The following is an 18811-nucleotide window of genomic DNA, read 5'->3' on the forward strand; positions in this document are numbered from 1 at the left end:
ACTTCACACTGTGGCGGCAACCAGAAGCCCACACCAGCCCTCCGACCAGGTCACTCCCACCAAAGCCCCGGACTTCTTCAGGGGCAAGTAGCTAGCCCCGCGTTCTGCCGCCTACGACGCGTCAGTCACGGTCCTGCCATGTGCACACGCAGACTTCATTGCCCTCGGAGTCTGCCAAGACCCAGAATGCTCGCGCACGGTCGTCGCTGACGAGCCGACCGCCGACCGCGAGGGCGGCTTCGACTCGGGCAACGGCATCGTCGTGCGGAACAGTCAGATCAAGATGAATTCTGTTGCGCTGCGTGCGCGGTTCGTCCATCTGCTGGAACCAGAGAGATGGACCGCCATAGGACGGGTCCACTAGGTCGGCGGGCGAAGTGACGTCGTCATACCCGAGTACCGCCTTCCAGAACGGGCGCACTGCGGGGATGTCCATCGCATCGATCGCGATTGCAAGGGACTGAACCGAATGATGAGCAGGGTGCGCGACCGTCTGGTAACCGGCCGTGCGAACTGCCTTCGTGATAGAGCGGGCTAGATCAACGTCCTGCGTAGTCACTCGAAATTTGCCACGTGTCTCCAGCGTGAGTTCCACTCGGTCGGCGGTCGCGCGCAGGCGCAGATGGTCGTTCGCGTGTGGGCCGGCGATGTCGACCGCAGCGCGGATGACTTCGCACGCGTCGAAGAGAGAGTCGACCGTGACAGCGGTGGTGAGGCAGTCGAGGAGGTACCGCCAGCCGAGGTCTTCAACTGCCAGCGACGCTTCGCTTTCCGTCAGAATCGTGTCAGCCATATGGTCATGCTCTCCAGTGTCGTCGTGGCTTCTCTGTACCCTACTCGGGCGTTTCGTGGAGGCGTGGTAGCAGCACGGCAGCTGTAGATCGTGACCTGGTGGGTGTCGGTGCTGGTCAGCGATACCGGAAGGCGTCTGTGGGTGTGACAGTGACCTCCGCGATCATGACGAGATGTGACTCACGATCAGTCCGCGGCGGCCGCGGCAACGGTAGCGCACGAGCGGCACCTGGAGTGCCTTGAGGACCTGATGGGCCGGTTGGCCTGCTGCTTTCCTCGGCGGGAGACGCGCGGGACGTTCCGTGAGCTGGCCGAGGGCCTGCTGATGGAGCTGGAGGACGTGAACTGCTGGACCCTGGCCGAGGCGATCGGGCATCCGGGGCCGCACCGGCTCCAGCACCTGCCCTCCCGCGCCCGCTGGGACGACCGGGCGGTCCTCGGCCAGGCGGCGGCGTGGGCCGTGGAACTCCTGGACGACGGCGACGGTGTGCTGATCGCGGACGAGACCGGCGACGCCGGTGCGACAGGAAGTAGTGCAGGGGTGCGCCCTCGTCGTTGCTGGAACAGGCCGACGGCAATCCGCTGGCCATCATCGAACTGTCCCGTGCCGCCCTCGAGGACTCCTCCTCCGGGCTTCGCGTCGGCGGGCCAGGGGAGGAGTTCGAGCTCCTGCTCCTGCAGGGCGATGACCAAACGCGCCACAGCGGCCGGGTGATGGGGGGCCGGGTGACGGACGGTCAGGCGACGGCGGGATCGGTCACAGGTCGGCCAGTTGGCAGGCCGGTTGCCGGTCCCGCCCGGCAGCGTGCGGCTCGGCGCCACGCCGGTGCACGCGCTCGGCGGTACGCCCCAGCCCGTGGCCGTCGCTGTCGGCGAACTCCTGCTGCTCGCGGCGGGATGGGAGCTGCTGGAGGGCCTGCCGCAGCTCCTGCAGCACTTGGCGCGAGCCGCCGACGCCGCCGGACGCCTTCTACACCTCGGCCCTGGCAGCCTCGGGCAAGCTCGACCCGAAAACCGTGCAGGCGCTGTCGCGGCACCGGCGCTTTGCGATGACCTGGGACACCTACGCCCATCCGCCCGTCGTAGCAGGCGGCGTACGAGTCACAACCTTCACTGCACTCGCCCGCCGAGAGTCCGGTCGGCTAGAAGCCGACGACGAGGGCACCGGATGATCCGTAGCGCCGGGACCCAACTCGATGGGCAGCCCCCGGTTTCCCTCCGTGGCGGTGGTGCATCTGGAGGCCAAAGGTGAGTTATCCACAGATTTCCATGACGGCTGTGGATAGTGGAGACCACATCCTGCTGGTGGATCGGGTCCAGCGCCAGTCGCCGTTACGAGCCGCCCAGCCTGCTGAATGGCCAGACGGCTCCGAGCTTCACCCGGCTGACGCGGCCGCCGTGTCGGGAATGTGGACGTGCTGGGTGAGGAAGAGGGCTGCGCGGTCCAGTGCCTGGTCGGCCTCGTCGAGAACGCCGGCGAAGGACTGGAACACGTGGGGTAGGTCGGCGGTGATGTCGAGGATCACGTCCACTCCGGCTACGCGGGCGCGGGCGGCCATGCGGGTGGAGTCGTCCAGGAGTACTTCGTTGGCGCCCGCTTGGAGGAGCATCGGGGGGAAGCCTGTCAGGTCGGCGAGGACGGCGGGGCTGAGCATGGGCAGGAGCGGGTCGGCTCCCGCCAGGTACATGGCCCCGGTGTGTCCCAGGCTCTCGCGGGTGAAGAACGGGTCGATGCCCGCCTTGGTGTCCATGCTCTCGCCCGTCCGGGTGGCGTCCAGGCCGGGGGAGAAGGCCACGATCGCGGCGGGCATGGGGAGACCGGCGTCGCGGGCGGCGAGGCAGGTGGTGACGCTGAGGCCGCCGCCGGCGGAGTCCCCGGCGAACGCGATGGTCGAAGGGTCTTCGCCGCTGTCGAGGAGGGCGCGGTAGGCGCTCAGTGCGTCCTGGATCGCGGCTGGGAACGGGTGTTCGGGGGCGAGCCGGTAGTCGAGCGAGTACGCCCTGAACCCGGTCCTGGCCGCGAGGTTCCCCGTCAGCGACAGCGCGGTCTCGGGGGAGCCGAACACGTAGGCGCCGCCGTGGAAGTACAGGATCGTCCCGGTGCGCGTCTCGTTGCCTGGCTCGACGTACAGCGCGGGTCGGTCGCCGAGCGTCGTCTCCGTGGTGCGGAGGCCGTCCGGGACGATCATCTGGGCCATCATCGCCTTGAATCCGGCTCGGATCGCCTCGACCGACTGGGGGCCCTCGGGCCGGGGCTGCCGCAGCATCGCATCGACCTGCGCGCGCTGTTCCTTGCTCATGATGTCTGCTCCTGCCGCAAGTATCTTCCGCTGCACTATATGCCGTGGCATCTAACCTAGACTACATGCCATGGCATCTAAAGTGAGCGGTGCGACGATCGACCTCCCGGGCTTCTTTGCCGACCTGGTCCGATGCGAGACGCGTCTGTACAACGCCCTCAACGACCGTCTTCGCGAGCGGCACGGGATCGTCACGTCGCAGTTCGAGTTCCTGCGCCACCTCCGCGACCACCCCGGGGCCCGGGTGGCGGACCTGGCGGCGGAGTTCGCCATTGGCATCGGGGCCACCAGTAAGGGCGTCGACCGCCTGGAGCGGCAGGGATGGGTTGCCCGCATGCCGAACCCGTCGGACCGCCGGTCGTCACTGCTCGAAGTGACCGACGGCGGCCTGCAGTTGGTCGACGCGGCAGAAGGGACCTTTACCGAGCGCTTGGCCGAGCTGATCGCAGATCCGCTCAAGGCGTCCCCCATGGCGGCCGCCGCGCAGGCCCTCTCGGAGCTGCGTTCCGTCCTGGAACGCGACCAGATCGGCACGCCCACAGGCTGACGCGTTTTCGCAACCCGGTCGAAACGCCAACAGCCAGGCATGATCAGCCTCGGTGCACCATCGGGGTTCTGCCCCCGGACTGATGCCTCTCCGCGGTCCGCAACTGGGAGCCGTAGGCCAGGACGCGCGTATATGCGTTCCGTGCCTGGCTTCTGGGTCGACCCGCCCGCCAACTCCTGACGACCAGCCAACTTCACACACGCCACCCGCAACCCAGCAGCCGATCACGAAAATGGCGAACCTTCAGTTGCCACGTTGAAGCCACTGCAAGGGTGTGGTCTCGTGGCGATCACCGAGAGTCCGGGGCGGGACAGGAGTTCTCTGAACTAGCGATCTCCTATCAGGGGGGCCGAAAGCAGGTTCTGGAGCGCCCGTATGGATCTCCAGTAGGTTGGCTCGGGTGATCGACTACAACGCCGAAGCTGACTCGTATGACGCCTCCCGCGGGGGTGAAGCCCGTGCCGCGGCGGCCGCGCAAGCCATCGAGCGCCTGCTGCCAGTGGGTATGCGGACGCTGGTGGATGTCGCATGCGGCACCGGAATTGTGACGAGGCGACTTTGCCGCCCCGGCCGGGTGGTCCTCGGACTGGACCGTTCGCCCGGCATGGCCACCATGGCAGTGAGCCGACTTCCGCGATCGCTCGCGCTTGCCGACGCCACCCGCCTGCCCGTAGGTACTGCTCGCACGGACGCGGTGACCATGATCTGGCTGCTGCACTTGCTTCCTGATGCAGCGCCAGTACTCGCCGAGGCCGCACGAGCGCTGCGCGGGGGCGGCGCGCTGGTCACCACTGTGGACAAGGACGAGGCGGCCTTCCATGTCGACAGTGACATCGCAGGCGTGACGGCGGAGGTGCGGAGCAAGCACGCCCCGGCGGCTGCCGACCAGTTCGACCAGGTGGTGAGCCTGGCAGCCGAGCACGGAATGCGTCCGGTCGGTGAGGTGACGTTTGTGGGAGTCGGTCAGGGCCGCAGTCCGCGCCAGTGGAGCGAGCGCATCGCCGCCGGCAGCTTCCCCTGGAGCCGACAGGCCGCACCGGCCGAGCTCGGTGAGATCTGCCGCAACTTGGCTGCGCTGCCCGCTCAGGACGTGCCCCGGCCAGATCCCGTCTATCGTCTCATCGCACTGGCGTGAGCCCCGCCGCGGACTGCGGCGTGACGAGCTCCTGACTGCATACCACCGGAAGTCCTTGCCCTCTCGAAGCTGCCGTCGCTTGAACATTCGACACCCCCTCGAAGCGGTGAGGCGGCCAGCTCGTCCATGACTGCCGAGCCGTCGGTAGAGTCGTGCCGGTGACAGTGAGCCGGGGCCGGTGGCCGAAGATCGACCAGGACAGTGCCATCGAGGACGTCGGGGAGCGGCTGGCCGACGCGGGGCTTGCCTAGCATCGTCACACGGCTCCGCCGGACCGAGCGCCATCAAAGCCGCGGCGAAGGACGGTGGCCAGATCAGCGTGTCCGCCATCGCCCGGCAGGCACGGGTGGACCGCACTTTCCTCTATCGCCACCGTGACCTCCTCGCCCTGGTCCACGCCGCCGCGCTTGAGCCGGCCGGGCAGGATCCGGCGGGCGCCACGCCGGTTGATGAGGATCCCCGTTGGAAACGACCGGTGTTGCTCCTCGCCTCACTTGATCCGGTTCTCAACGGCTGGGGAGGATAGGCAGGCGTATGTCGGCGATGAGTCGTTGCTGCCTGGTGGATCGGGTACGGCCCGTATTCCCGGCCCGGCTCAAGTCTGTCCGAGCAGCCTTACGCCTCTTCCGCGGGGATGGCCTGCCGTGTTACGTAGCGGTTGCGCATCGCGTCGCTCGCTGCGGGACCTGCGGTGAAGACATAGGTGCCGCTGTCGTCGAGTCGGCGGCCGGTCTTGGCGTCGACGACGACGGGCTCGACCTCCTCGCCGCTGCGCGCGTCGATGAGGATCATGCTGCGCTCAGCCGGTGTGAGACGGGAGTTGCCCCATGCAGCGAGGGCGACGATCACCGGACGCAGGGAGTGCCCGAGTTCGGTGAGGACGTACTCGTGGCGCACGGGGTTGGTCTGGTAGAGCCGGCGCTCCAGGAGTCCGTCCGCGACGAGCGTTTTCAGCCGCGTAGTGAGCATGCTGGAGGAGATGCCCAGGCTCTCCTGGAACTGGTCGAAGCGGGTGTAGCCGTCGAAGGCGTCGTGGAGGATCAGCAGCGTCCACCACTCGCCGACGTGTTCCACCGTCGTGGACAGCGGGCACTCCCGGTCCTCCAGCCTGATCCGGCTTGCCACGGCGACCATCCCCAGTTACTGCTAAAGTAGAAGTAAGTAGCTTCTATTCTAGCAGTCGTAGCGGGAGCGGTGCTTTCTGTGCCCGCACCCGGGAACGGAGCACACCGTGACCACATACATCAGCGAATCCCTCGAAGGCCGACGCGCTCTGGTCACCGGCGGCACCAAGGGCACCGGAGCCGCCATCGCCCGACGGCTCGCCGAGGCCGGCGCGACCGTGCTGGTCACCGCCCGCACCCGCCCCGACGACGCCGAGGAGAAGGCGTTCATCACCGCCGACCTGTCCACCGCCCATGGCGCGGCCCACGTCGCCGCCGAGGTGGACGCCCGCGTGGGAGGCGTTGACATCCTGGTCAACACCCTCGGCGGTTCCGAGGCACCGGCTGGAGGGTTCGCGGCGCTCGGCGAGGACGACTGGGCCAGGGAGCTGAACACGAACCTGCTGGCCGCCGTCCGCCTGGATCGCGCACTCCTGCCGTACATGATCGCCACGGGCAAGGGCGCGGTCGTGCACGTCACCTCGATCCAGCGCCGCATGCCGCTGTGGAACGGCACCCTGGCCTACGCCGCCGCCAAGGCCGCCCTGACCACCTACAGCAAGGGCCTGGCCAACCAGGTCGCCCCGCACGGCGTCCGCGTCAACACCGTCTCGCCCGGCTTCGTCCAGACCTCGGCCGCCGACAACCTCGTCGCCCGGATCGCCCACGACGCGGACATCACCCAGGAAGCGGCGCTGGGCCGGCTCATGGACTCCCTGGGCGGCATCCCGCTCGGCCGTCCCAACCGGCCCGAGGAGGTCGCCGAGCTCGTCGCCTTCCTCGTCTCCGACCGCGCCTCGGCCATCGTCGGTGCCGAACACGTCATCGACGGCGGCACCACCCCCACCGTCTGAACCCGCCACCACCCCAAGGATCGTCATGCACGACAACCAGCCCCGAACCCCGGACACCCTGCCCGAGGTGATCACCCGCTACCTCAAAGCGCACCGCGCCCACGACACCGCCACCGCGGTCACGGCGTTCACCGGCGAAGCCACAGTGATCGACGACGGCAACACCTACCAGGGCACCGAGGAGATCGAGGGGTGGCTCGGCCGATCCGCCACCGAATTCACCTACACCATCCACCTCACGAACGCCCAACAGACCGACGCGACCCGCTACATCGCCACCCACCACCTCGAAGGCAACTTCCCCGGCGGCACCATCGATCTGCGCTACCAGTTCACACTCCGCGACGACCTCATTGAACGCCTCGTCATCGAGCCCTGAGTCCGCTCACCTGCTGCCGCCTGCGCGACAAGCCCCGCTCACCTGAACCGCCCGTCCCAGCCGTCGTGCCAAGCCAGCCACCCGGCAACCAGGCCAGCCCTCACATTCGGCATCCACCCGCAGATCAGCACGCGCATGCCTGAGGAATCAAGGCGAGCAACTCCGGGCCATACCTCAGCACAGCGTGAGGAGATTCAAAGATCCCCATCACGGTGAGCCTGGCGTCTCGGCACGACGACGGTTGCCGCGCTGCTTGCCTTTATAGGCGGGCTACGATCTCTTCGTCTATTAGGGCTGTTATAGAGGTTCGCTGGGAGCCCCTCCCTTCCACGTGGGCGGTTACGGTTACCACCGCTTCCTTATCCGGGGAGATTATGCAGAGCTGGCCGTAGAGGCCTGCCATTTTGTACGTTTTATCCCCGGGGGTGCACCAGACGCCGAGGCCGTAACTGTCCGAGAGGCGGAAGCCTTCGTCTGTTGGATCCTTCACGGTCGGGACGGTTTCAGTCGCGATTCGTGCGCAGTATTCGGCGGGGACCAGCTGGCGGCCTTCGTGGCGGCCCTCGTCTAGCAGGAGGCGGCCGAAGCGGGCCAGTTCGGACGTCCTCAGGTAGAGGGCGCTCTCCGCTACCGGATGGCCGAGGGGGCAGGTGTGCCACTGGGGGTTGTGGATGGCCAGCGGGGTGAAGAGGCGGGGCAGCAGGTAGTCGCGGACGTTGGCGCCGGTCGCGGCGCGCAGAGAGCGGGCCGCTATGTACGGGCCGATGCCGGTGTACCTGAAATACGTGCCGGGCTCGTGCGCGAGCGGGGTCGCGAAGAAGTCAGCGGCTAGGTCCGGGACTACGACGGGGTCGTAGGCGGACCAGGAGTACGGGCTGCCGGACGTCATCATGAGCAAGTGCCGGAGCGTGACCTGGTCCAGGCGGGGCGCGGCAGAGCCGGCTAGCTCGGGGAAGTACTCGAGGGCGGGGTCGTCCAGGGCGAGGCGGCCTTCGGCTTCGGCGATGCCAAGCGCTACGGACGTAAAGGTCTTCGAGACCGACCGCACGTCGACCCGGTCGTCCGAGCGGAGCCTGCGTTCGACCGGCTCGGCACCGCGGCGGTAGATGTGCACTCCGTAGAGTTCCATGCCCTCTCGTTCGGCGGACCGGACCAGGGCGTCAATGAGTTCTCGCATGGCGGGGAGCCTAATAGCGGGGTCTGACATTCGCGCAGCTCACCGCCGAGTTGAAGAAGGTCCGCGGCAAGGAAGGCATCGTTTTCAAGTTGGCGGCGGCCGCTGTCGACAAGCCCGACGAGGTCGTACGCCGAGCCCTGTTGCCGGTGGTCGGGGAGAAGACGCTCCGTGAGCTGGTGGCCGAGGCGAAGGCGAATGAGAAGGTCTTCAAGGCCAAGGTCCGCACCACCCTGCGCTCCTCCTACAGCTCGTACTACCGGCAGATGCTGCCGCCGCTGCTGAACACGCTTGGCTTCAAGTGCAACAACACCGCCTACCAGCCGGTGACGGACGCGATGAGGCTGCTGAAGAAGTACGCCGACGTCGACGGAAAGACCCGCTTCTACGACGCCACAGAGGCCGTGTCGATGGACGGCGTGGTGCGTAAGGACTGGCGCGAGGCGGTCGTCGACGACAAAGGCAAGGTTGAGCGCATCCCGTACGAGCTGTGCGTCCTGGTCGCGCTACGGGACGAGGTCGCGGCGATGATCGAGGCCCTGCTGCGGCATTGCACGGACGCCGAGATCGAGTCCAACTACGTCGACACGCACGGCGCGAGCGTCGTGGGGTTCGCCTTCACCGAATTGCTCAACTTCCGTCTGCTCCCACGGTTGAAGAACATCGGCAGCATCCGTCTGTACCGGCCGGACGACACCCCGCCCGGCTGGCCTGCGCTCGGCGCCTCGCTGACGCGGCCGATCCGCTGGGAGCTGATCGAGCAGCAGTACGACCAGATGGTCAAGTACGCCACCGCACTCCGGCTCGGCACCGCCGAGGCGGAGCAGGTCCTGCGGCGCTTCACCCGAGGCGGCCCCAAGCACCCCACCTACGCCGCGCTCGAAGAACTGGGGCGCGCAGTTCGTACGGTCTTCGCATGCGATTACCTCGCGGGCCCCGGTCTGCGCCGCGAGATCCACGGCGGACTCCAGGTCGTCGAGAACTGGAACAGCGCGAACGCCGTGCTCCACTACGGCAAGGACGGCGCCCTGACCGGCCCGGGCAAGGAACACGCCGATTCCTCGATGCTCGCCCTGCACCTGCTGCAGTCCGCGCTCGTGCACGTCAACACCCTGCTGGTGGAACAGATCCTGGCCGAACCCGCGTGGGCGAAGAGGCTGAGCGACGAAGACCGGCGCGGCCTGACCGCGTTGTTCTGGTCGAACGTCAACCCGTACGGGACCTTCCGCCTGGACATGGACAAGCGCCTCGACCTGGGGCTCGCAGTGCCCCATCCCCGCACCCCAGCGGACACCGCCGTTGACGGTCCGGTCCTACCTTGATCCTCGTAATATATCGAGGTCATCGGTGATCCTGCTTCGTGATGACGGAGCCATTCCGTCACGGGGAGATGTGCTGTCGGTCGGCGGCGCGTCCCGGATCCGTGTGGATATGCTAGAAAGCCGGAATGCCGTCTCAGCGCACCCTGCTTCCCCGTTCGGCGCCTGCCGCCTCGGGGATATCGTCCCGTTCGATCTCCGCGATGCTGGACAGGCTCGAAGCACGATCCGGCGAGAGCCACTCCATTATGGTCGTGCACCGCGGTCACGTCGTGGCCGAAGGCTGGTGGGCGCCGTACTCGGCCGACCGCCCGCACCTTCTCTACTCGCTGACCAAGTCGTTCACGTCGATCGCCGTGGGGCTCGCGATCGGCGACGGGCTGCTCTCGCTGGACGACCGTGTGGTGGACGTGCTGCCCGACCGCGTCCCGGCCGACGTCTCGGAGCAGGGTCGCCGTATCACCGTTCACCACCTGCTGTCCATGACGTCCGGGCACCCCACCGACAGCCTCGCCGAGGCGTGGGAGCGGGAACCCGACGACTTGGTGAAGGGCTTCCTGAGCCTGCCGTTCGCCGCGGCCGAGGGAACGCGGCACGTCTACGACAACTCGACCACCTACATCCTGGCCCGGATGGTGGAGCGGGTCACGGGCCGCGGTCTTCCGGAGTTCCTCGACGTGCGCCTGTTTACGCCGATGGGCATCGACCACGCCGAGTGGGACCGGGTGGCCAGTGGCGCCGCCTTCGGATTCCACGGACTGCACTTGACGACCGAGGGCGTCGCCGCCTTCGGCGAACTGCTGCGGCGCGGAGGCATGTGGGGCGACCAACAACTCGTCCCACGCGGTTGGGTGGAGCTGGCGACCAGTCGGCACATCGACAGCGAGTGGATCCTGGACGGATCGGACCAGGCGGACTTCTCTTACGGCTACGGCTATCAGTTCTGGATGTCGCGTCACGGCTACCACGGCCATGGCTCCTATGCGCAGCAGTGTGTGGTCGTCCCGTCCCACGATCTCGTCGTCGCCGTGACCGCCCAAGGAGAGTCCCAGGACGTGCTCGACGCAGTTTGGGAGTGCCTGCTGCCCGGCGTGGGTCACGCGGGAAGCACCCAGGACGACGCGATCCTCGCTGATCGGCTGCAGCGACTGTCGCTGCAGCCGGTGCTGGGTTCGGCCGCTCCGGGGCGTGCGGCCAGTGCGAAACTCGACGCCTCGGCCGAGAGGTCGGCCCTGCCCGACGGAACGACGGTCACCGTCGATCCCACCGACGGCGGATGGCTCGTACGATTCGAGTCGCTCTTCGACGTTGAGGTCGGCCACGGCGACTGGCGGGAAAGCTCCCCGCTCGGCCGTCCTGTCGTCGCGGTCGGTGCCTGGCAGGGCAGCACCTACGTCGCCGATCTATACGTCATCACCACCCCGCACCGCGTTCGGCTGGCCGTCGACGCCGACGCAGGAACCGCGACGGCGACATGGAGCACCCTGCCCCTGACCGGCCCCAGCCTGGAACTGCACGTGCGGTCGCCGCTGATGACACGACCTGACGTTGCGTAGGACGGCGCTCCAGGACCTCTTGGATGTACACCGCATTCCTCGCCCAGCGGCACCTTGACCTCGACGAGTTCCACAACCGCGAGTGGAGCCGTATCCCCGGCGAACTACTTGCCCGCGATGCCGACCCGGGTTTCCCCTGTCTGCCAAGTCGTTTTGGCAGACTTTTTGGCAGATGTCGACTCTCTTGGAGCGTCCAGTCCAGGAATTGGCTGTGTCATCGATAAGCGACAGCGTTTGTTGCGGAGGGCTGACAGCATCCCGGTCGGCGGGAAAATGGTGTTGTTCAGATTTGGCAGCGGCCCGGTGGTTGCTTCTGATGTCGGAAGGTGCTTGACCTTCGAGTCGGGTCGAAGGTCTACCGTCGCGGCATGACCACGTACCGAATCTCGCAGTTGGCGGAGCGCTCAGGTGTTCCGGCCACGACCCTGCGCTTCTACGAGAGCGCCGGGCTGCTGCCGGCGGAGCGCACCGCGTCGGGCTACCGGCTCTACGGTGAGGCGGCGGTGGAGCGGCTGGCGTTCATCTCCTCGGCCAAGCTCCTGGGGCTGGCGCTGGAGGAGATCCGTGAGCTCCTGGAGGTGCGCGAGGACGGCGTGTGCGCCTCGGTCCGCGACCGTATGGTGCCGCTGGTCGCGGACCGGATCGCCGACACGCACCGGCGGATCGCGGAACTGTCCGCGTTCTCCGCGCACCTGGCCGCCGTCCACACGGGCCTGTCCGGGCCCGCGCCCGCGGGTGCCTGCGGGCCGGACTGCGGCTGCACGACCACCACCGCCAGCGCCCCGGGACCGGTGCCGGTCACCCTGTCGCCCAGCCGCCCCGAAGCTGTGCCCGGCCCCGAGGCGTGGCGGCAGGCTCCGGTGGCGTGCACCCTGGGCCGGACGGAACTGGCGGACCGCACCGACCAGTGGCGATCGATGGTCGACCGGGCCAAGGACCGGCACGCGATCGCGGACGGGGTACGGCTGGTCTTCCCCGCCACGGTGGAGCTGGCCGGTGAAGTGGCGGCGCTGGCAGCAGCCGAGCAGGGTTGCTGCGGGTTCCTCGACTTCACCCTGCACCTGACTCCCACCGCCCTGGAACTGAGCGTCCGCGCTCCCGAGGGCGCGGCGTCCATGCTGGCCGACCTGTTCGGAGCGACCGTATGAGCAATCCCCCTTCACCGCGTCCCGCCCGCCCCTGGGGCGTCCTCGGGGCCGGCGCGGCGGCAGCCCTGGCCTGCGCGGTGTGCTGTGCGGGCCCGCTGCTGGCGGTCCTCGGCACGATCGGCGCGGCCTCCGCGGTCGCCTCGGTGTGGGTGCCCGCACTCGCGGTTCTGGCCGTGGCTGTGTTCCTGGTACTGCTCCTGGTGCGCCGACGCCGACGCGCGGCGGCCTGCCGCACCGACCGCGCACCGGGGCCGGTGGATCTGCCCATGCCCCTCGCCGCGGGCACCACCGCCAAGCCCCGGTCCTGAACTACGGCGACACCGGGGCGGTGGCTGCTCGGATGCTGTGACCTGTGAGGATGGCTCGGCAGTGGCCGCCACCGGCGCGGTCGGCACGTGAGCAAGGAGCTTCCCCGGTGTCGCAGGAGTCCACGGGCGCGGTCGAGCGCATGGAGGACCACCAGGTCGCGGTCTACCTCGGGGCCATGGCGGCGGGGAGCCCTGGTCGGCTGGGCCGCGCCAGGCGCCGGGCCGGGCCTGGAGCACGCCATCAACCCGGTGCTGGGCACCCTGCTGTTCGTGACCTTCCTCCAGGTCCCCGCCGCGGAACTGCTGCGCTCGCTGCGCGACGGACGGTTCCTGATCGTCGCACTGGTGGTGAACTTCCTGGTGGTGCCGCTGGTGGTCGCCGCGATGTTCACCTTCCTGCCCGCTGACCAGGCCGTGCGGGTCGGGGTGTTGATGGTGCTGCTGTGCCCGTGCGTGGACTACGTCATCGTCTTCAGCGGGCTGGCCGGCGGCAGCAACCGCCGTCTGCTCGCCGCCACCCCGCTGGTCCTGCTCGTCCAGATGCTGCTGCTGCCGCTGTTCTTGTACCTGTTCTTGGGCTCGGACCTGGGCTCCATCGTGGCCGTGAGCCCGTTCCTGCGAGCCTTCGCCTTCCTGATCGCTATCCCCCTGGCCCTGGCCTGGGCCACCCAGGCGTGGGCCGCCCGCCGGGCCGCCGGCCAGAAAGTCGCCGATGCGGCGACGACCACGATGGTGCCGCTGATGGCCGCCACCCTGCTGGTCGTTGTCGCCTCCCAGGTCCCCAAGATCGGCAGCCACCTGGGCGACGTGGCCGCCGTCGTGCCCTTCTACGCCGCGTTCCTCCTCGTCATGGCCTTCGCCGGACGCGCCGTCGCTCGCCTGTTCGGCCTGGACGCCCCCGCCTCGCGGGCCATCGTGTTCACCGGAGCGACCCGCAACTCCCTGGTCGTCCTGCCCCTGGCCCTCGCCCTGCCCGACCGGCTCGCCCTGGCCGGCGTCGTGGTTGTCACCCAGACCCTCGTGGAAGTCGTCGGCATGGTGATCTACGTCAGAGCTGTGCCCCGCCTGGTCCCCAGCCCCTGACTCCGCGTGGCACGCGCAGCGCGGTGATGCTACTTCCCGACAACATTCTGCGAGCCAGTGATCAACAACCGCTGCCAACCCATCAACAAGCGCTCTCCAGTCACACCTACGTAGCCAGGGAATGTTGCCTCGCCCGCAGGCTCTCGGATGTTGCTGAGATGTGAGAGCAGCCATGTCAGAGCGAGGATGACGCTGCGCACCTGCGTCGGGATCTACTTCGGGTCGTCCGGGATGCTCGGCGGGAAGCCACAGGAGTCGATCAACTCGAAGACCAGGTCCTCAACGAACGGATGCGCGCGCTTGGCCAGGACGTCCGCGAGCGCTCTGGGGTCAGCGGAGAATCCGGCTGCGGCCGCCCACCGCTGGATGTGTTCGGCGGCGCCCGGGGCAGGCTCAGGTGCTCCGTATTCGGCTGCCATGGCCGGGTCCAGGAAGGTCGACCACACCGCCCCTGACGGGTCCAGGCCGCGAACCTGGCAGACGTCGCTATCCATCACGTTCGCGATCAGGATCGGGGCGCCGGTGGCTTCGACCAGCCCCTGGAAGGCGGCGAGCGAGTCATCTCGCACTCCGTGGTGGACCTGCAGGGTCTGCCAGCCGTCGGGACGCGGCCAGCACGACGACACGCAGTCGAGATGGCCGTCCGTGCAACCGGATGCGAACAGGGCGAATTCGCGGAGCGGTTGATCGCTGCGCGCCAAGACGAAGTCCCCAGTGAAGCCCACTACCCCTCCTCAGTCGATGGGCTCAAGGTATGCGATGGCAGTGACAGCGCGGACAGCGGGACGGCGGGGTTCAGCGGATCGCCAGCAGGAGCACGTCCAGCAGGCAGAGCACCCCCGTGGCGAGGAAGGGAACGCTCAGCACGATGATCACCAAGCCGCTGATGCGCCGGCTTCGACTTGTCGAGGGGCGCTCGACCAGTTGGCCGCCCCACTGCGCGGGCGATCCGGACGCGAGCGCCGAGTCGGCCATCGTGCGCTGGTGCCTGCCGGCCATCAGCAGTATCAGTCCTATCGCCAGGGAGAATGCGGCGGTCTCCAAGACGCTGCCGATCGTCGCGTGCTGCTGCGCCGCCGCGATTCGCAAGACCACGTGACTTGTTCCTTCTCCCCGGGGCAGAGTTACCCGGGCGATCTCCTCATACGGCCAGCAGCAGTGTCAAGATCCACCGCTCCGTTCCCCCTCACCCCGGCCTCCTCTTCGCACACAGCACAACCAAAGTCCCGAAGCAAGCACCAACCCGCTCTCACAACTCAGCGACATCAATCTCACGAGCGACCAGGCGCTCTCACGGCTGGGCAACATGCGCTCTCACAACTCACGAACAAAGCCAGTCAGCGCTCCATCATGCGCATCTGCGCCTCGTTGTGGGTGTTCCCGGCAGCCGCAGGGAGGCTGCTGAGTTGGGCGAGCTGCTCGTCGGTCAGCTGGACCGCGTCGGCGCCGGCGTTCTCCTCGATCCTGGCCACGCGGCGGGTGCCGGGGATGGGGGCGATGTCGTCCCCCTGGGCCAGCAGCCAGGCCAGGGCGACCTGGGCGGGGGTGGCGCCGATCTGGGTGGCGATGGCGGCGACCTGGTCGGCCAGGTGCAGGTTGTGCTGGAAGTTCTCGCTGCTGAACCTCGGGTTGCTGGCGCGGAAGTCCGAGGAGTCGAACTGGTCGGCGGAGCGGATCGTGCCGGTCAGGAAGCCGCGTCCGAGCGGGGAGAAGGGCACGAAGCCGATGCCCAGTTCACGCAGCGTCGGCAGGACGCGGGCTTCGGGGTCGCGGGTGAACAGCGAGTACTCGGACTGCACGGCGGTGACCGGGTGGACCGCGTGGGCGCGGCGGATGGTGTCGGGTCCGGCCTCGGACAGTCCGATGTGCCTGATCTTGCCCTCGGTGACCAGCTCCGCGAGGGCCCCGACGGTGTCCTCGATCGGGGTGCCGGGGTCGACGCGGTGCTGGTAGTACAGGTCGATGTGCTCGGTCCCCAGGCGCTTGAGGGAGCCCTCGACGGCGGTGCGGATGCTCGCCGGGCTGCTGTCCGGGCCCTGCTCGCGGCCGGTGTGGGAGATCAGACCGAACTTCGTCGCCAGCTGGACCTGGTCTCGGCGGCCCTTCAGGGCGCGGCCGACCAGTTCCTCGTTGGTGTAGGGGCCGTAGACCTCGGCGGTGTCGAGGAAGGTGACGCCCAGCTCCAGGGCGCGGTGGATGGTGCGGACGGACTGGTCGTCGTCGGTTCCGGCGCCGGTGTAGGCGGAGGACATTCCCATCGCGCCCAGCCCGATCCGGGACACGGCCAGGTCGCGCAATTGGATGTGCTGCATCGCTGCTTCTCTCCTCGTAGGTCGCTCTCGCGCTTGGTCGGTCATTCCCCGGCGGGGAAGTCGGTGGAGGCAGCCAGCTCGCGCTGCGCCTCGAAGCCCTCGACGCGCTTGCGCAGCACGCCGAGCGTGGCGTCCAGGGCCTGGGAGCCCAGCACGATGCGCAGCGGTGCGGGCTCGGTGTCGACGGATTCGATGATGCGTGCGGCCATGCGCTGCGCGTCACCCGGCGCCGGCGGGGCGGCGGGGTCGAGCATGGCCCGGAAGCCGTGGGCGGGGTTGCCCTCGTAGGCGTCCATGGGCTCGGCGATCTGGGCGCTGCCGGCGCGGAACTCGGTGCGGGCGCCACCGGGTTCCACGATGGTCACCCCGATGTTGAAGGGGGCGACCTCTTGGGCGACGGACTCGGTGAAGCCTTCGATGCCCCACTTGGTGGCGTGGTACATCGAGTTGCCGGGGAAGGCGACCTGCCCGCCGTAGGTGGACAGCTGCACGATGCGTCCCCCGCTCTGGGCGCGCAGGTGCGGCAGCGCCGCGCGGATCAGGGTGATCGAGCCGGTCAGGTTGGTGGCGATGATGTGGTCCACCTGCGCGTCGGTCACCTCCTCGGCCGCGCCGAACAGGCCGTAGCCGGCATTGGAGACCACCACGTCCACGCGGCCGGCGGCAAACGCCTCGTCCACGGCGGCCCGCACTGCGGCGGGGTCGGTGACGTCCAGGACACGGGCGGTGAAGGTGTCGGGGTATTGCTTGGTCAGGTCTTCGACCTTGGTCGTGTCGCGGACGGTGCCGATGACGCGGTCGCCGCGCTTCAGGAGCTGGGTGGTCAGAGCGTGGCCGAAGCCGCTGCTGACGCCGGTGATGAGCCAGGTGCGCGCGGTCATGACTTGTCCTTCTTGTCGGTGGCTGGGGCGGTGTCGTTGACGGCGGCCAGGGCGTTGAGAGTGCGGGGGTAGCCGATGAACGGCAGCAGCGCGGTCAGGACCGCGATCAGCACGGCGCGGCTGTTGCCGACGTTCAGGTTCGCGGCGACGTGGCCGCGGACCTGCGGGTCGGCACCGCCGAGCGCGGCGAGCATCGCGAAGGTCAGCAGCTCGCGGGTGGGCACGTCGATGCCGGTGCGGGTGTAGTGGTCGCCGAAGCAGTTGGCGCTCAGCAGCTCCTGGATGTGCCGCAGGTCAGCGGGCGCGTTCGCGTACATGGCGTCCACCGCCTGGTCGCCGACGATCTTCTTCTGCACTGCCAGGCCGTCTGCGGCGCGGGTGGCCGGGGTGGTGGTGGACTGCCCATCCAGCGGCAGCTCCACGCCGTGCTCGGTCAGCACTGTGTTGGTGGCGTGCAGGAAGTCGAAGACGCGGGCCATGCCCGCGTACGGCACGGCCTGGTAGACGATCTCCTTGGCTTGCACCGGGGTGACGCCGACGGTCAGGGCCGCGCCCAGCATCACGCGGTACTCGGCTACCGCGCCGATCGCGATCATCGCCGCGAGCTGCGTCATCAGGCGAGTGCGCTCGGGCAAGTCTGCGGTGTGGCGCAGGGTCTCGTCGAAGGCGAAGTCGTCGAAGTAGGCGATCAGTTCCGGGTCGGTGACCGCCAGGGTGGACACGTGGCCAGGGAACAGCCGCTCGTGGGCAGCAGCGGCAGCGTCGTTCGGCTTGGGAGTGGTCACGGGCGGATCGCCACCTTGAGGCTGGCGCGCTCGTTCATCGCCTGGTAGCCCTCGGCGATGTTTTCCAGGGGCAGGGTGCTGTCGAAGACGCGTCCGGGGTGGATCGAGCCGTCGAGGATGTGCGGCATCAGTTCCTCGATGTAGGCGCGGGCGGGGGCGACGCCACCGGTGAGGGTGATGTTGCGCAGGAAGTCGCCGAAGCCGAACGGCACCTCGGGGTACTGCGGGGCGCCGACGCGGCTGATGGTGCCTCCGGCCCGGACCACCCCGAAGCTCTGCGCCAGCGCGTCCTTCAAGCCCACGCACTCCAGGACCTTGCGGCTGCCCTCGCCGCCGGTCAGCTCCTTGACTCGGGCCACGCCCTCCTCGCCGCGCTCGGCAACCACGTCGGTGGCGCCGAAGTCGCGGCCGAGGTCGGTGCGGACCTGGTGGCGGCCCATCAGGATGATCTGCTCGGCCCCGAGCAGCTTCGCGGAGATCACCGCGCCCAGGCCCACCGCGCCGTCGCCGATGACGGTTACGGTGTCGCCGCGCTGGACGCCTGCGGTGCGGGCGGCGTGGTAGCCGGTGCACAGGACGTCGGACAGGGTCAGCAGGTCCGGCAGCAGCTCGGAGTCCTCGGCGACCGGGAGCTTGACCAGGGTGCCGTCCGCGTGCGGGACTCGGGCCGCTTGCCCCTGGCCGCCGTCGACGCCGTTCACGCCCCACTGCCCGCCGTGCACGCAGGAGGTCTGCAGGCCCTCGCGGCAGTACACGCAGGTGTTGTCGGAGTAGACGAACGGGGCCACCACCACATCGCCGCGCTTGAAGCCGCGTACCTCCGAGCCGGTCTCCTCGACCACGCCGAGGAACTCGTGCCCCATGTGGCGGGGCTGGTCGGTGGGTGCGAGGGACTTGTAAGGCCACAGGTCGCTGCCGCAGATGCAGGACAACACGATCCGCACCACAGCGTCGGTGGGCTGGTGGACCTTCGGGTCGTCGACGTCTTCGACACGCACATCGTCGGCGGCGTACATCAAGGTGGCGCGCATGATCAGGCACTCCTCAAAGAGCTGGGCTGGCTTGGGCGGGGTGG

21 protein-coding genes and 1 pseudogene are annotated in these 18811 nt (G+C 68.5%); 11 read left to right on the forward strand and 11 right to left on the reverse strand.

Translation table 11 applies throughout. The features are described 5' to 3' along the window. Positions 1–121 precede the first annotated feature (121 nt). Complete coding sequence (locus tag ABIA33_RS07350) at positions 122–793, reverse strand: VOC family protein (RefSeq protein WP_370078417.1); 672 nt, start codon at positions 791–793, stop codon at positions 122–124. A gap of 174 nt (positions 794–967) precedes the next feature. Here ABIA33_RS07350 and ABIA33_RS07355 point away from each other — a divergent pair, with 174 nt between their 5' ends. Continuing rightward, complete coding sequence (locus ABIA33_RS07355) at positions 968–1507, forward strand: transposase (protein WP_370078419.1); 540 nt, start codon at positions 968–970, stop codon at positions 1505–1507. A 42-nt stretch (positions 1508–1549) separates the two neighbouring features. Here the strand turns inward: ABIA33_RS07355 and ABIA33_RS07360 are convergent, their stop codons facing one another. Both ABIA33_RS07360 and ABIA33_RS07365 read right to left on the reverse strand, forming a co-directional pair. Further along, positions 1550–1729, reverse strand: coding sequence for a hypothetical protein (locus ABIA33_RS07360; RefSeq protein WP_370078421.1), 180 nt, complete (start codon positions 1727–1729; stop codon positions 1550–1552). A 439-nt stretch (positions 1730–2168) separates the two neighbouring features. Then, positions 2169–3092, reverse strand: a complete 924-nt coding sequence (locus ABIA33_RS07365; RefSeq protein WP_370078423.1) for an alpha/beta hydrolase — start codon at positions 3090–3092, stop codon at positions 2169–2171. Between the two features lie 70 nt (positions 3093–3162). On the opposite strand from ABIA33_RS07365, the gene ABIA33_RS07370 reads away from it, so the two are divergent. The 3 genes from ABIA33_RS07370 to ABIA33_RS07380 all read left to right on the forward strand — a co-directional run bounded on the left by ABIA33_RS07370 (position 3163) and on the right by ABIA33_RS07380 (position 5300). Then, a complete protein-coding gene (locus ABIA33_RS07370) occupies positions 3163–3639 on the forward strand; it encodes a MarR family winged helix-turn-helix transcriptional regulator (RefSeq protein WP_370078425.1) in 477 nt (158 codons plus the stop codon). A 400-nt stretch (positions 3640–4039) separates the two neighbouring features. Beyond that, positions 4040–4774, forward strand: a complete 735-nt coding sequence (locus tag ABIA33_RS07375; RefSeq protein ID WP_370078428.1) for a class I SAM-dependent methyltransferase — start codon at positions 4040–4042, stop codon at positions 4772–4774. 319 nt (positions 4775–5093) lie between these two features. Continuing rightward, positions 5094–5300 (forward strand): hypothetical protein, encoded by a 207-nt coding sequence (locus ABIA33_RS07380; protein WP_370078430.1) that lies wholly within the window; start codon positions 5094–5096, stop codon positions 5298–5300. Between the two features lie 89 nt (positions 5301–5389). Here the strand turns inward: ABIA33_RS07380 and ABIA33_RS07385 are convergent, their stop codons facing one another. After that, positions 5390–5908 (reverse strand): winged helix-turn-helix transcriptional regulator, encoded by a 519-nt coding sequence (locus ABIA33_RS07385; protein ID WP_370078432.1) that lies wholly within the window; start codon positions 5906–5908, stop codon positions 5390–5392. 97 nt (positions 5909–6005) lie between these two features. Here ABIA33_RS07385 and ABIA33_RS07390 point away from each other — a divergent pair, with 97 nt between their 5' ends. Then, entirely contained in the window at positions 6006–6791 is a 786-nt protein-coding gene (locus ABIA33_RS07390; RefSeq protein WP_370078434.1) for an SDR family oxidoreductase, read from the forward strand. A 25-nt stretch (positions 6792–6816) separates the two neighbouring features. Continuing rightward, positions 6817–7170, forward strand: a complete 354-nt coding sequence (locus ABIA33_RS07395) for a nuclear transport factor 2 family protein (RefSeq protein ID WP_370078436.1) — start codon at positions 6817–6819, stop codon at positions 7168–7170. 259 nt (positions 7171–7429) lie between these two features. On the opposite strand, the gene ABIA33_RS07400 is transcribed toward ABIA33_RS07395, so the two are convergent. Next, entirely contained in the window at positions 7430–8347 is a 918-nt protein-coding gene (locus ABIA33_RS07400) for a serine hydrolase domain-containing protein (RefSeq protein WP_370078438.1), read from the reverse strand. Positions 8348–8397: 50 nt separating this feature from the next. Here ABIA33_RS07400 and ABIA33_RS07405 point away from each other — a divergent pair, with 50 nt between their 5' ends. The 5 genes and pseudogenes from ABIA33_RS07405 to ABIA33_RS07425 all read left to right on the forward strand — a co-directional run bounded on the left by ABIA33_RS07405 (position 8398) and on the right by ABIA33_RS07425 (position 13758). Further along, on the forward strand, positions 8398–9666 hold the full coding sequence (locus ABIA33_RS07405) for a Tn3 family transposase (protein WP_370078440.1): 1269 nt from the start codon (positions 8398–8400) through the stop codon (positions 9664–9666). Between the two features lie 125 nt (positions 9667–9791). After that, a complete protein-coding gene (locus ABIA33_RS07410; protein ID WP_370078442.1) occupies positions 9792–11219 on the forward strand; it encodes a serine hydrolase domain-containing protein in 1428 nt (475 codons plus the stop codon). Between the two features lie 368 nt (positions 11220–11587). Beyond that, positions 11588–12367, forward strand: coding sequence for a heavy metal-responsive transcriptional regulator (locus ABIA33_RS07415; RefSeq protein ID WP_370078444.1), 780 nt, complete (start codon positions 11588–11590; stop codon positions 12365–12367). Continuing rightward, positions 12364–12675, forward strand: coding sequence for a hypothetical protein (locus ABIA33_RS07420; protein WP_370078446.1), 312 nt, complete (start codon positions 12364–12366; stop codon positions 12673–12675). Before ABIA33_RS07415 ends, ABIA33_RS07420 begins: the two co-directional genes overlap by 4 nt. Positions 12676–12782: 107 nt before the next feature. Beyond that, a pseudogene (locus ABIA33_RS07425) lies at positions 12783–13758 on the forward strand (arsenic resistance protein). 212 nt (positions 13759–13970) lie between these two features. Here ABIA33_RS07425 and ABIA33_RS07430 read toward each other — a convergent pair. From ABIA33_RS07430 to ABIA33_RS07455, 6 genes are all read right to left on the reverse strand, one after another. Then, complete coding sequence (locus ABIA33_RS07430; RefSeq protein ID WP_370078448.1) at positions 13971–14483, reverse strand: hypothetical protein; 513 nt, start codon at positions 14481–14483, stop codon at positions 13971–13973. Positions 14484–14553: 70 nt separating this feature from the next. Continuing rightward, a complete protein-coding gene (locus tag ABIA33_RS07435) occupies positions 14554–14853 on the reverse strand; it encodes a hypothetical protein (RefSeq protein WP_370078450.1) in 300 nt (99 codons plus the stop codon). A 242-nt stretch (positions 14854–15095) separates the two neighbouring features. Next, a complete protein-coding gene (locus ABIA33_RS07440) occupies positions 15096–16070 on the reverse strand; it encodes an aldo/keto reductase (protein ID WP_370078452.1) in 975 nt (324 codons plus the stop codon). A gap of 41 nt (positions 16071–16111) precedes the next feature. After that, complete coding sequence (locus tag ABIA33_RS07445) at positions 16112–16951, reverse strand: SDR family oxidoreductase (protein WP_370078454.1); 840 nt, start codon at positions 16949–16951, stop codon at positions 16112–16114. Then, complete coding sequence (locus ABIA33_RS07450; RefSeq protein ID WP_370078456.1) at positions 16948–17736, reverse strand: carboxymuconolactone decarboxylase family protein; 789 nt, start codon at positions 17734–17736, stop codon at positions 16948–16950. The genes ABIA33_RS07445 and ABIA33_RS07450 overlap by 4 nt, the downstream gene beginning before the upstream one ends. Continuing rightward, positions 17733–18767: an alcohol dehydrogenase catalytic domain-containing protein gene (locus ABIA33_RS07455; RefSeq protein ID WP_370078458.1), complete on the reverse strand. Its 1035-nt coding sequence runs from the start codon at positions 18765–18767 to the stop codon at positions 17733–17735. The genes ABIA33_RS07450 and ABIA33_RS07455 overlap by 4 nt, the downstream gene beginning before the upstream one ends. Positions 18768–18811: the final 44 nt, after the last annotated feature.

This window comes from Streptacidiphilus sp. MAP12-16 (genome assembly GCF_041262165.1).
Lineage (GTDB): Bacteria > Actinomycetota > Actinomycetes > Streptomycetales > Streptomycetaceae > Streptacidiphilus.

Excerpts from the sequence above, each read along its gene's own strand:
- ABIA33_RS07395 (WP_370078436.1), top strand. The coding sequence starts at position 6,817 with ATGCACGACAACCAGCCCCGAACCCCGGACACCCTGCCCGAGGTGATC.
- ABIA33_RS07420 (WP_370078446.1), top strand. The coding sequence starts at position 12,364 with ATGAGCAATCCCCCTTCACCGCGTCCCGCCCGCCCCTGGGGCGTCCTC.
- ABIA33_RS07440 (WP_370078452.1), bottom strand. The coding sequence starts at position 16,070 with ATGCAGCACATCCAATTGCGCGACCTGGCCGTGTCCCGGATCGGGCTG.
- ABIA33_RS07445 (WP_370078454.1), bottom strand. The coding sequence starts at position 16,951 with ATGACCGCGCGCACCTGGCTCATCACCGGCGTCAGCAGCGGCTTCGGC.
- ABIA33_RS07350 (WP_370078417.1), bottom strand. The coding sequence starts at position 793 with ATGGCTGACACGATTCTGACGGAAAGCGAAGCGTCGCTGGCAGTTGAA.
- ABIA33_RS07455 (WP_370078458.1), bottom strand. The coding sequence starts at position 18,767 with ATGCGCGCCACCTTGATGTACGCCGCCGACGATGTGCGTGTCGAAGAC.
- ABIA33_RS07370 (WP_370078425.1), top strand. The coding sequence starts at position 3,163 with ATGGCATCTAAAGTGAGCGGTGCGACGATCGACCTCCCGGGCTTCTTT.
- ABIA33_RS07410 (WP_370078442.1), top strand. The coding sequence starts at position 9,792 with ATGCCGTCTCAGCGCACCCTGCTTCCCCGTTCGGCGCCTGCCGCCTCG.
- ABIA33_RS07400 (WP_370078438.1), bottom strand. The coding sequence starts at position 8,347 with ATGCGAGAACTCATTGACGCCCTGGTCCGGTCCGCCGAACGAGAGGGC.
- ABIA33_RS07385 (WP_370078432.1), bottom strand. The coding sequence starts at position 5,908 with ATGGTCGCCGTGGCAAGCCGGATCAGGCTGGAGGACCGGGAGTGCCCG.
- ABIA33_RS07365 (WP_370078423.1), bottom strand. The coding sequence starts at position 3,092 with ATGAGCAAGGAACAGCGCGCGCAGGTCGATGCGATGCTGCGGCAGCCC.
- ABIA33_RS07415 (WP_370078444.1), top strand. The coding sequence starts at position 11,588 with ATGACCACGTACCGAATCTCGCAGTTGGCGGAGCGCTCAGGTGTTCCG.